Annotated in this window: 10 protein-coding genes and 1 pseudogene; 5 read left to right on the top strand and 6 right to left on the bottom strand. The window is 54.9% G+C overall.

All coding sequences use genetic code 11. From position 1 onward, the window contains the following. Positions 1 to 5: 5 nt before the first annotated feature. The 4 genes from AC6ROY_RS09700 to AC6ROY_RS09685 all read right to left on the bottom strand — a co-directional run bounded on the left by AC6ROY_RS09700 (position 6) and on the right by AC6ROY_RS09685 (position 5,275). The gene (locus AC6ROY_RS09700) at positions 6 to 1,757 is read right to left on the bottom strand and encodes an ABC transporter ATP-binding protein (RefSeq protein ID WP_500100101.1); all 1,752 of its coding nucleotides are present in this window, start codon (positions 1,755 to 1,757) and stop codon (positions 6 to 8) included. A gap of 214 nt (positions 1,758 to 1,971) precedes the next feature. Further along, positions 1,972 to 2,730 carry a DUF554 domain-containing protein gene (locus tag AC6ROY_RS09695; RefSeq protein ID WP_500100100.1) on the bottom strand — a complete coding sequence of 253 codons (759 nt, stop codon included), beginning with the start codon at positions 2,728 to 2,730 and terminating at the stop codon, positions 1,972 to 1,974. A gap of 119 nt (positions 2,731 to 2,849) precedes the next feature. Beyond that, positions 2,850 to 4,481: a hypothetical protein gene (locus tag AC6ROY_RS09690; protein ID WP_500100098.1), complete on the bottom strand. Its 1,632-nt coding sequence runs from the start codon at positions 4,479 to 4,481 to the stop codon at positions 2,850 to 2,852. A gap of 2 nt (positions 4,482 to 4,483) precedes the next feature. Then, complete coding sequence (locus AC6ROY_RS09685) at positions 4,484 to 5,275, bottom strand: ABC transporter ATP-binding protein (RefSeq protein ID WP_500100097.1); 792 nt, start codon at positions 5,273 to 5,275, stop codon at positions 4,484 to 4,486. Positions 5,276 to 5,391: 116 nt separating this feature from the next. Here AC6ROY_RS09685 and AC6ROY_RS09680 point away from each other — a divergent pair, with 116 nt between their 5' ends. Continuing rightward, positions 5,392 to 5,526 (top strand): hypothetical protein, encoded by a 135-nt coding sequence (locus tag AC6ROY_RS09680; protein WP_500100095.1) that lies wholly within the window; start codon positions 5,392 to 5,394, stop codon positions 5,524 to 5,526. A 108-nt stretch (positions 5,527 to 5,634) separates the two neighbouring features. Next, entirely contained in the window at positions 5,635 to 5,892 is a 258-nt protein-coding gene (locus tag AC6ROY_RS09675; protein ID WP_500100094.1) for a hypothetical protein, read from the top strand. Between the two features lie 139 nt (positions 5,893 to 6,031). Here the strand turns inward: AC6ROY_RS09675 and pyk are convergent, their stop codons facing one another. Next, positions 6,032 to 7,459: a pyruvate kinase gene (pyk, locus tag AC6ROY_RS09670; protein ID WP_500100092.1), complete on the bottom strand. Its 1,428-nt coding sequence runs from the start codon at positions 7,457 to 7,459 to the stop codon at positions 6,032 to 6,034. Positions 7,460 to 7,619: 160 nt separating this feature from the next. Here pyk and AC6ROY_RS09665 point away from each other — a divergent pair, with 160 nt between their 5' ends. From AC6ROY_RS09665 to AC6ROY_RS09655, 3 genes and pseudogenes are all read left to right on the top strand, one after another. Further along, positions 7,620 to 8,450, top strand: coding sequence for a helix-turn-helix domain-containing protein (locus AC6ROY_RS09665; protein ID WP_500100091.1), 831 nt, complete (start codon positions 7,620 to 7,622; stop codon positions 8,448 to 8,450). A 134-nt stretch (positions 8,451 to 8,584) separates the two neighbouring features. Continuing rightward, positions 8,585 to 9,021 (top strand): annotated as a pseudogene (locus tag AC6ROY_RS09660) (RNA-guided endonuclease InsQ/TnpB family protein); the annotation flags it as partial. Between the two features lie 183 nt (positions 9,022 to 9,204). Continuing rightward, positions 9,205 to 10,755, top strand: coding sequence for a GGDEF domain-containing protein (locus AC6ROY_RS09655; protein WP_500100090.1), 1,551 nt, complete (start codon positions 9,205 to 9,207; stop codon positions 10,753 to 10,755). A gap of 53 nt (positions 10,756 to 10,808) precedes the next feature. Here AC6ROY_RS09655 and rnhA read toward each other — a convergent pair whose 3' ends face one another. Next, positions 10,809 to 11,474, bottom strand: coding sequence for a ribonuclease H (gene rnhA, locus AC6ROY_RS09650; RefSeq protein ID WP_500100089.1), 666 nt, complete (start codon positions 11,472 to 11,474; stop codon positions 10,809 to 10,811). Between the last annotated feature and the right edge of the window lie 70 nt (positions 11,475 to 11,544).

Here is an 11,544-nt window from a genome sequence, read left to right as displayed (position 1 = left end):
GCGGCTTAGCCCGTTGAATCCAGCAGCTTCGCTTCCATCTGCTGCCGGTCGAACTGCTCGCGGTACCAGCCGTTCAGCAGCATCAGCTGCTCATGATTGCCCTCTTCCATCATTCGCCCTTCCTCCAGCACAATAATCCAGTCGGCATGCATCACCGCCGATAGCCGGTGGGAGGCGATCAAGGTCGTCTTTCCCGCCCGTTCGGCGCGAATACTGCGAAGGATGGCGCTTTCGGTTCTGGCGTCAACCGCCGACAACGAGTCGTCCAGCAGCAATATTTCCGGATCGGTCAACAGCGCCCGGGCAATACTTACCCGCTGCTTCTGACCGCCTGACAGCATGACGCCGTTTTCGCCGACAATCGTCTCAAGACCTTGCGGCAGATGCCGCACATCCTCGGCAAAGGACGCCATGGCAATCGCACGAGCCAGCTCCTCGTCTGTCGCCTCCGGCTTGCCGAGCTTGATGTTCGCTTTGACCGTCTTCGACAGCAGCAGATGCTCCTGGGACACGTAGCCGACCCATTGGCGGATACGCTCGGACGCCAGCCGCTCAACCGGTATACCGGATAACAAAACCGTCTCCGGCTCTGTCGGATAATAGCGCAGCAGCTGCTTGAGCAAGGTGCTTTTGCCGCTGCCTGTGCGTCCGACGACTCCGAGCGTCTGGCCGCGGGCCAGCTTAAACGATACGCTGCTCAAGCTGTCATAGGAAGCATCCGGATAACGGAAGGTCAGCGAGCGGAACTCAATTCCTTCCGGAGCTGTCACAACAGCCGCTTCGGCAGGGTCCTGTACATCCGCTTGCTGGGCCAGGCTGGCCGTCAGCCGGTCTACCGAGGCGCTGCCGCGCTGCAGCACGTTGACAAATTCGCCGAACGCAATCATTGGCCAGATCAGCATGCCAAGATAAATATTAAAGGAAACAAGCTGCCCGAGCGACAGCTCGTTATGAAAAACCATATACGCGCCATAGCCATTGCCGATCGCAAAGCTCAATCCGACAATGGATGAAATGACCGGGTGAAACATCGCATTAATAAACGCGACACGCCGGTTTTTCTCCATCACATCGGTTGTCACCCGGCGGAACGCTTCCAAATCATGCGGCTCCTGCACATAAGAGCGGATGACCCGCAGCCCGGAGATGGATTCAAGCGCCTGACTGTTCATGGTGCCGAAGGCAGCCTGGGCCGCAATAAACCGCTTGCGCATCTGTCGGCCAAGCACGCCGATCAGCAGCGACACAAACGGCAGCGGAATAAGCGCCACCAGCATCAGCTTCCAGCTGATGACGGTAATCATCGTGATGGTCACCACCAGCGTTCCGACAATCGTATTAACCAGCGTCATGACGCCATAACCGGCAGTCTGACCAATCGCCACAATATCATTAGTGGCCAGCGCCATCAGTTCTCCCGTACTGTTCCGCTGGAAAAACGACGGCGTCATCCGCAGCAGATGCGTCAGCAGCCGCGTGCGCAGCAGCCGCTCCAGCAGCGAAGAATTGCCGAATAGCGTTGTAATCCAGATGTATGTCATCACATACAGCAGCACGGCCAGACCGATCAGCAGCCAGACGCTGCTTTGCAGCTCGGCGGATGTCAACGTCCCGGTCCGGATGCGGTCGATGACCGTTCCGATCATTTTCGGCGGAATAATGTTCAGCACGCTGACCGCCGACATCAGTACAATCGCCAGCAAGTACCAGCCCCAGCGGGCACGAAAAAACCACAATAATTGCCTGATAAAGGCCATACGACGCTCCTCTCTTCCTTGTTTGCAGCCAGCAGCCTGCAGCTCAGCAGGCTCTGGAAGTACAAGTACATTTGTTCGCATACCTTCTACTATATCACAAACTTTCCAGCCTGCCACCGGATTTTTTCCTTGGCAAGAGAGCTTTCCATCAGCAGCTCAGGACAGACGTGCATGTACGGCCCTCCATGCCCTTCCAGCGGCCGTTCCCCGCCGCCTACAAGCCGCCGAGCTTGGACCATAACACAGCCAGTACAGCCGCTACCGCAAGGGAGGGCAGCAGGTTGGCCACTTGAAGCTTGCGCAGCTCCAGCAAATTGATACCGACACCGATAATCAAGATGCCGCCGACCGAGGTCAATTGCGCGATCACCGTTTCCAGCAGCGTCGGCTCCAGCAATGAAGCAATCCACGAGGCGCCAAGCGTAATCCCGCCCTGATACAGCAAAATCGGCAGTGCCGAAAACAGCACTCCGACGCCCATTGTAGATGCAAAGACCACCGACAACAGCCCGTCCATTAATCCTTTCGTATATAGGATGACATGGTTGCCGCGCAGCCCGCTATCGAGCGAGCCGAGAATCGCCATCGCCCCGATGCAGTAAACGAGGGTCGCGTTGACGAAGCCCTCCGCCAGCCTGCCCCTGACCTGCTCGCCGCAGCCCTTCGTTCCGGCCCTTGCAGGCAATCTGCTAACAATGGCGTACACGAGCCGCTCCAGACCTTGTCCAAGCTGCTCCAGCCTCCGTTCCAGCCTGACCGCTTCGCCGAGCAGCCCTCCGATCGTCAAGCTGAGCACCACCAGCAAAAACTGATGCGACTTGAGCGCCATCGACACGCCCAGCGCGATCAGCGACAAGCCGATGCCATGCATCAGCGTCTGCTTCATGCTGTCGCTCATTCGGCCAATCAGCAGGCCAATCGCACTTCCGGCAACAATCGCCGCCGCATTCACTAAAGTTCCCCACAATATCACCGTTCAGCACATTCTTTCCTTGAAATTAGGCTATTATCATACCGCGGCGTCTAAGCACGTCTATCGCAACGTTTCTTCTGCCGACTCCCACTCCAATCCGCTCCGCTCAGCCGGCTCCGCTACATTGTTCGCTGAAATGACTTGTGCCAGGCAAGCAAGCTAAGTCCGGCCAGCACGGCCATGTACAAGTAAATCCCGTAAGCAAACCAGGTCGCCGCGAAATGAAGCCCGATAAGTACGCCGAGCAGCAGCAGCAACGGAATAATTTTGAGGCTGTCGGCTTGCTTCACGCCAAACGGTTGAGTGAACGGCAGCTTTTTGTCCAGCATAAGCCAGCATAACACGACATAAAGACAAGAGCTAAGCAAAATGACGAGCAAGTCCGGAATGACCCGGACACCAAACAATAGCGCGAACAGTACGCTAACTCCGGTATACACCGGAGCATACAGCTGGACCATGAACGCTTTCAGCGTTCCCTTGAAAAAAGGAGCCGAGCTGCTGAGCGGCGCTGCCTGGAACAGCCATGCGGCCTTATCATTCGCCGAATACCGCAGCAGCATCACAACAGACGGAATAACAAGCATAGAGAAGTACGCCGTCAAATAGGAATGTCCGGTTGCAATCTGGGACCAGCCGCCTTCACGCAAGCCGCTCAACAGAAACAGAAACGGGAACGCAATCGAGAAGCCCAGCGACGGATATACCCGCAGCTTGAATTCGCGCTCATTGCGCATCATGGCGGACGCGAATTGAAAGAAGCTGCGTTCCTCCCGGCTCCGGCAAATAAGCTGTCCGGCCCGCCGCATCCACTGACCAGCTACCTTCTTTCGCCCTGCTCCCTGGTTGGAAAGCTTCTGCAAGCCCCGTTCGAATGCGGGCATCAGCCAAATATAAAGCAGCAGCAGAGCAAGCGGGGCAAGCAGCACCAGCAGCGAGAAAGCCGTGACGTATCCCCCGCCGCCTTGCCCAAGCAGCAGTTCAAACGGTGCAGCGAACCAGAATGGCGGGACGAGCAGCTGCCACCAGGCTGGCATAAGCTGGAAGCTCAACAAGCTGGAAAATTCAAACGAACGGATTGCGAGCTGATAGCCGACCGTCAGCGTAATCGTCATCATAATCTGCACATAGTTGATCATATCCTTAAGCTTCTCGCCGTCGAAAAAACGTAAGATAACAAAATAAGACAACGCCGTCAACCCGATAATCAGCACATCCAGCAGCATGATTTCCAGCAAAAATAGGGCCAGAAACCCGACGCCATGTCTGAGCGTGCCCGCAACAAGCGGGGCCAGCGTCAGAGCCGCCGTCAAAAAACCGAGATACAAGCCGACATGAATCGCCTTGGCCGTATTTACGGTTCGCGGCGTAATCGGCCTGGCCAACAAAATCGGCTTGTCGCGGATATCAAGCAGTACCGTCGAAAAATCGCTGATCATCGCGGTCATCAGCATAAACAACAGCACGCTGAATACAAGCGTCATCTGGAACATATAGTTATCGCCCAATATAATAAGCGGGACTGTAATCAGCCCCATTAACGCATACATCCAAAGCGACTTGAAGAAATGATTTTCTTCCTTCTCAGCGGCTTCCTTCTTCCGAGACTGATTAAACATCGTCGGTATGCGACGGCGATCCATCGTCAGCTTAACCTGCAAAATTTTGCGCAGCATCGTATAGTCCACGCCCAATCGTTCGAACAGAGGCCGAAGCAGGTCCAATACACGCAGCGTTCGGTAATCGCGCATCGCTAGTCCTCCTGTACGATGGAGACGAACTTTTCAGCAATTTGTTTATGCTCATGAAAGCCGGTCAGCTGGTTGAAAATCTCCTCCAGCGTTCCTTCCCGCGATTGCTGACGCAGCTCATCAAAGCTGCCGTCCGCGGCGACCTGCCCCTCATGAAGCAGGATAATCCGGCTGCTGATTTTCTCAACAACCTCCATAATATGGGATGAATAAAAGATCGTTTTGCCTTGTGCAGACAGCTGCGACAGCATCTCCTTGACGATCATCACACTATTGGCATCCAACCCGCTTAACGGCTCGTCGAAAAATAGCAAATCCGGGTTATGCAGCAAGCTAGAGATCAGCAGCACCTTTTGACGCATCCCCTTGGAGAAGGAAGCGATCCGGCTATGATACCGGGCTTCCAGTCCGAATATTCCCATCAGCCTTCTGGCCTTATCATCGGCCAACTCGCGGCCCACCCCGTACAGTTCTCCGACAAAGGTCAGATATTCGCTGGCCGTCAAGCTGTCGTACACCTCCACAACCTCCGGCACGTACCCGATTTTACGCTTGTATTCCGTATGTCCATCGGCGATATCGCGTCCAAAAATTCGCACCTCGCCCGTATAACCTTGCACGAGACCCAGCATAATTTTGACGGTGGTGCTTTTGCCTGCGCCGTTCGGCCCGATATATCCGATGATTTGCCCCGGGTACACATCCAGATCAATTCCTTTGAGAATATAGCGATCCTCGTATTTCATCCGCAGCTCGCGCAGCGACAATACCGGTTCAGTTGTAAGCTCCATCATACTTCACCCGTCTCTCTGATTTTCGTCCAGACATAACCCCCATATTGTACCATGCTGTACTTGCCCGGTCTAACCAGGCAAGCCGTTTTATGATACGCTAGAGTCAGGAAAGCGGGGTGACCAGACTGATTTGGAAAAAGCTATATTCGGAATATTTACTGATCCCGCGCGCGTTCCGGCTGCTTGTCTTGTGGGGCTGGATGGCGGTCTTCTTCTATGTCGGCTTTCGGTTCGACTGGTTCATCTGGTGACTCGCTCCTGCCGGAGCTGTTCACCCCCCTAAACGCTGCGGATAACCCGGCTGCTCCTGCGGCATACTACTAAGCGACTTGCAAGCGACAAGGAGGCAGCCGGAGCATATGGCCGAGAATAAAAACATGCAGCCCGTTTCGGGCGAAGAAGTCGAAACCGACGGCATTTATGAAAATGAATGGGGCCGTGAGGAAACGTTAAAACGCGGGGATGAATTTCCTTACGATCCCGTGATGGGTCAGACAGAGTGGGAGCTGGCAAGCTTGCCGCTAGAAAGCCAGGAAAATGAGCTGTATCAGGATACAAAGCCCGACACGAAAAAAAGGTTACATCTGAACCTCGGCACCAAGGAGCAGGAGGATTAAGCCCGACTACGTCTCCATCCGCTTACCGAAATAGGTACTCGCAGACAAAAAACAACCTTCTCTTTCACCCCTCAAGGTGAAAAAGAAGGTTGTTTTCATCTGTGCAAGCTTTCAATCCGTTCAGGACCGGCGGTCGGGCTTAGTCCGCATTCATAATTTTGATCAAATTCGTGGAGCCCGACTTGCCGACCGGGACGCCGGCGGAAACGATGACCAGATCGCCGCTTTGGACGATACCGGTCCGTTTGCCATTGGTGATCGCAGAAGCGAACAGCTCATCCGTCGTTTCTACCGGATCGCCCAGCACCGGCGTAACTCCCCAAACCAGGCTCAGACGACGCAGCACGTGAACGTTCGGAGCGACTGCGACAATCGGAGCGCTTGGACGATATTTAGCTACCATCCGCGCCGTAAAGCCGCTCTCCGTTGACGTCACAATAGCCTTCGCCTGCAGCTCCAGCGAGGAGCTGACGACAGCCTGGCTAATCGCTTCCGTCACATTCGTTTGCTGCAAAGCGGCGCGCTTCGCAAACATCTCGCGGAAATTCATCGACGCCTCCATCCGGCTGGCGATCGACGCCATCGTGCGTACCGATTCCAGTGGATATTTACCGGCGGCCGTTTCCCCGGACAGCATAACGGCATCGGAGCCGTCCAATACAGCATTGGCGACGTCGCTTGCTTCGGCGCGGGTAGGACGCGGATTCGACTGCATCGAATCAAGCATGTGGGTCGCCGTAATGACCGGCTTGCCTGCCAGATTGCTCTTATGAATCATCTGCTTCTGAATATGCGGCACTTCTTCAACCGGCACCTCGACGCCAAGATCGCCGCGCGCGACCATCAGGCCGTCCGACGCTTCCAGAATCGCATCCAGCTCATCGACGCCCTCCTGGTTTTCGATCTTGGAAATAATCTGAATATGTCCCGCGCCCAGCTCCTCCAGCAAACGGCGGATTTCCAGCACATCCTCGGCTTTCCGTACGAACGAAGCCGCGACAATGTCAACGCCTTCCTCCACGCCGAAGCGAATATGCTCGACATCGCGCTGTGTGACGCCCGGCAGCGACGTTTGGGTTCCCGGCAGGTTCACGCCTTTGCGCGGCTTGATAACGCCGCCGTTCAGGATGCGGGTATGAATTTCCGTGCCTTCGATCGTTTCCACGTTCAGCTCGATTAATCCGTCATCCAGCAAAATGCGCGTCCCCGGCTTGACGTCCTTGGTCAGGTCCGCGTAGTTGACCGCGATCCGCCGCGCGTCGCCTTCGATCAGCTCCGTCGTCAGCGTCAGGCTGTCCCCCGTCTCCAGCATATACGAGCTGTCCTTCAGCTTGCCGATCCGGATTTCCGGACCTTTAATATCAAGGAGCACCGCTACCGGCCGACCGGTGTCGCGCTCCGCCTCACGCACCTTCAAAATGCGCTGGCGCTGCTCATCCAAGTCGCCATGCGCCATATTTAACCGCGCCACGTTCATTCCCGCCAGGATCATTTCTTTCAGCACCGGCACGTTGTCACAAGCTGGACCCATTGTACATACAATTCGTGTTTTCGGTAAGTTGGACATAGGTTGATTCCCTCCGTATTCAAGCTTTCACGCTCACGTTGTCGATGTCATTGTACTGCGCGGGCCAAGGATTGACTATGAAATATAGCACTTAACATGTAAGATAGTATGATACGAACAGCCTGATCGAGCAGGATAAACCATCTAAGGAGGGAACCCGATGCTGACCATCCGATCGGTCACTCATCATGCCGGAACCGTGCCCTGGTTCGAAGAAAGCGGCCCGGAAAGCGGCGTCTGGTCGCTCATTGTTGTCGGCTACGGCAAATGCGTCTACTGGATCGAGGAAGTCAAGATATTGCTGGAGAAAGGGGAGGCGCTGCTGATCCCGGCTGGCACACGCTTCTACGGCAAAAGCATTCCGTCGCTGTCCCACGAGAAATATGTCGTGACCTTCATCCCCTGGAGCTGTCTGCTTGTCGCAGACTCGGCAGATGCAGCCGGTAAACCAGCGCCGCTGCCTATGCTGTCAGCTGCGCTGAACGGCCAGCTTCAGCTGCGCCCCGGCCCGTCCGACCTGCTGCTCAGCCGGCTGCAAACGATGCACCAGGACTGGACGGAGCGGCTCCCCTACCGGGAAGTGATGGCCCAGGCGCTGCTGCTGGAAATGCTAACCCTGCTCAACCGGGAATGGGACCGCGGGCCGCATTCCTCCGTCAGGTACAGCTTGGCCGAGCAAATGAAAGCCTACATCAAAATCAATTACCGCCGCAAGGTGACCAAGGACGAGCTGGCGGCCGCCACCGGCAAAAGCCCCAATTACTGCGCGGCCCTTTTCCGCGAGCTGACGGGCCAAACGATCAGCGAATATGTCCATACGACACGGATCAAGGTTGCGCTTTCCATGCTGCGTCACTCCCGGTTGACCGTCGCAGACATCGGGGAGCAGGTCGGCTATGCGGACGCTTCGTATTTTCACCGGATTTTCCGGCGTCTGACCGGCCACCCGCCGAGCTTTTACATGCGCGAACGCGAGGAGCCGCAAGCTTAACGGCAGTTGGCCTTCACCTGCACTTGCCCTAAATTTGATTTAAACTTAAATCGACAAGTAACAACAAAGAGAATAAAATAAAAGGAGGTTTGTTGGACCGTCGGGGCAACCCGGCTTCAGTCTGGAAGGAGGGTACTGCTACTAGACAAAATATCCAAAAACAAATTCTAAAGGTACAAAAACTTCATCAACGAATTTCTAATGCTCGAGAAAATCATGTTAACCAGACGGTTAATATAATTGTAAAGCAAAAACCACGCTACATTACAATTGAAGATTTGAATGTTAGAGGGATGATGAAGAATCGGCATTTAGCAAAAGCGGTGGCTCAACAATGTTTCCATCAATTCAAAACAAAACTAACAGCAAATGCGTTGGTAATGGAATTGAATTAAGAGTAGCTGATCGTTTCTATCCATCCAGTAAACGATGTTCAGGTTGCGGACACAAAAAAGTTGACTTGAAACTCTCAGATCGAATTTATGTCTGTGATGGATGTGGTCATGTAATGGATCGAGATATGAACGCCGCTATTAACTTACAAAATGCTAAGGTGTATAAAATCGCATAAACAAGCGAATATACACATGTACCGATGGCTAGTCGGGAATTTACGCCTGTGGAGTGTTAAACAAACTGTAGTAGCATGTAGTATGCAAAACAGAACACAACGAAACAGGAAATATCTCGATGTGGATAATGTAGAATTTATTATGAATATATTTGTCCATATTTTGAGTAGCAGAACTATGATTTGAACATATCGGATCTATGGATTCCCTTGTTTGCTTACGTACTGCCTCTGCTCATTTTTTTCTATATGGGCATGGACGTGCTGCTGCGCAACCCGCGTAAAACGGAGCACCGGCTGGTCAGCTTGACCGTTTTATGCTACTTTCTGACGTTCCTTGAAGAATATATGCGTTACCAGTTGCCGATTTCGTATAGTTCGACACTCGCGGCCTTGTGGCTGTCCAACGTAGGCATTGCGATTCCGGGACTAGGGTTCCATCTGGCCGCTAAAATGGCCGGACTGGACAAGCGGCTGCCGCGCTGGCTGTATCCGTATGCTTTTCATCTGCCGCTGCTGCTGATTCCGGTCAGCTTCCTGAACAGCGGGCAGTTTATTTCGGCTCATGAATTCGTAGCAGTCGGCGTCTGGAAGGAGCCTGTCTACAATGTCTCGTATTATACCGCCTTGACCGTCAGCCTGCTGATCAGCTCCCTGTCGATTCCCGTGCTCATTCGGGGCGGCAAGCAGGCGGCAAGCGCCGAGCACCGGTTCATTTACAAGCTGATGATTATCGTCGTCATCGTCATGCTCGGCTGGATGGCGCTGTTCGGGTATGTCAGGTTCGGCGAGCTGCTGCCGCCTTACCCGTATTTGTACGGAGGGCTGGTTTGGTGCTTCATGCTGCGGCTGATCATGCAGAAGTATGACTTCCTCAATGCGAGCAGTCAACGCTATGAGAAGCTGTTTAACCTGAATCCGGCGGCCATGCTGCTGCTTGACATCGCCGGCCGAATCAAGGAAGCGAACCCGAGCGCCCGTCAGCTGTTTAACCCTATTGAGCTGAATCACACGAAGCCGGAGCTGTGGGCGAGCCCGGAGCTGCGGCTGCGGCTGGCGGACCAGCAGGAAATCCGCGAGCTGGAGACGACCCTGCAAGCCGGGGATAAATGCGAGGATGTGCTGATTGACGGCGATTATATTACGATCGACAATGAGCTTCATGTCGTTTTGATTATCCGTAATATTACGCTGCAAAAGGAGCACCAGCGGCAAATCGCCTTCCTCGCTTATCACGATCCGCTGACCCGCCTGCCGAACCGCAGGTATTTTTATGAAAAGCTGCCTGAAGCTATCGAGCATGCCCGGACAGACGGCCACAAGCTGGCTGTCATTCTTATCGACCTGGACAACTTCAAGGAAACAAACGACCAGTACGGTCATGATGCCGGTGATGAGGTGCTGCGCCATGCCGCACAATTGATCGGCGACTCGGTCGGGACTCGCGGGATCGCTGCGCGGCTGGGCGGCGACGAGTTTGTGCTGTTTATTCAAGCCGTTCCCTCCGAGAAATTCGTGCAGGACACGATCCGGGAGCTGGAGGCACGCTTTGAACAGACAGCGCTTCCTTTCGGAGGCAGGGAACTCGTGGTCGAGCTGAGCGTCGGATCCGGCCTGTACCCGGATGACGGACACGACGCGATCAGCCTGCTGCAGACCGCCGACAAAGCGATGTATCGGGCCAAACGGCAACGCAAAGAAGGACCGCCAACGACAGCAGTCCTTCCTGATTAGGTCAGCCAGAGCAATCTGGCCGGCCTTTTTTTAGCGACTTCCCGCTTGCGTTCTTACTTCCTGCCGTAATCCGCTTTAATTTCACCCCATGCCTTGGTGTCCCACTTGACGACCTCGTTCGGGTACGTATTTTGGCGCAGCCAGTGCTCCGCCCGGTCCACCAGGTCCCAAATCTCAGTGGTCGAAGCGTCGCGCGGCAGCGTCGAGGCTGCCGCCTTCTTGCGCACCCAGCTGATCGCTGTCATCGAGTCGCTGTAGACGGGAATGCTGCTGCCGATTTTTTTCAAATGCGCCAGCCCGTGTACAATCGCCAAAAACTCACCCATATTGTTCGTCCCCCGCGAGATCGGCGGATGCTGGAACACAATCTCACCTGTCCGGGTGTATACGCCCTTATATTCCACGATGCCGGGATTGCCGCTGCAGCCGACATCGACGGACAAGCTGTCCAGTTGGGCTTCGCCGGACGAACGGCCTGCGGCTCCGGCGCTGCTGCGGCTGCCTGCGGCAGTCTTCGCTGTTCCGGAAGCGGCCGCTTTGGCTGCTCCGAACGCCTTCTTCCATCCGGCCACGAACATCTGACGCGCCTCGGCTTCGCTTTCGTACGACTTGAACTTCGCCTGCGGGTAGCCGTTTGTTTGCTGCTGGCATTCCGCCCAGGTCGCATAGACGCCTGGCGAATGCCCCTCCCAGACGACATACCATTTCGATTTCGCCACCGGCTCGCCTCCCTTTCTACGTTTTCCAAGGTGCAGACCGCCTCACCGAGCCGCCTTGCAGCCGCACGGT

The sequence above is a fragment of the Paenibacillus sp. sg306046 genome (assembly GCF_059821225.1).
Note: the sequence above shows the minus strand (reverse complement) of the source record. Positions and strands in the feature narration are given on the sequence as shown.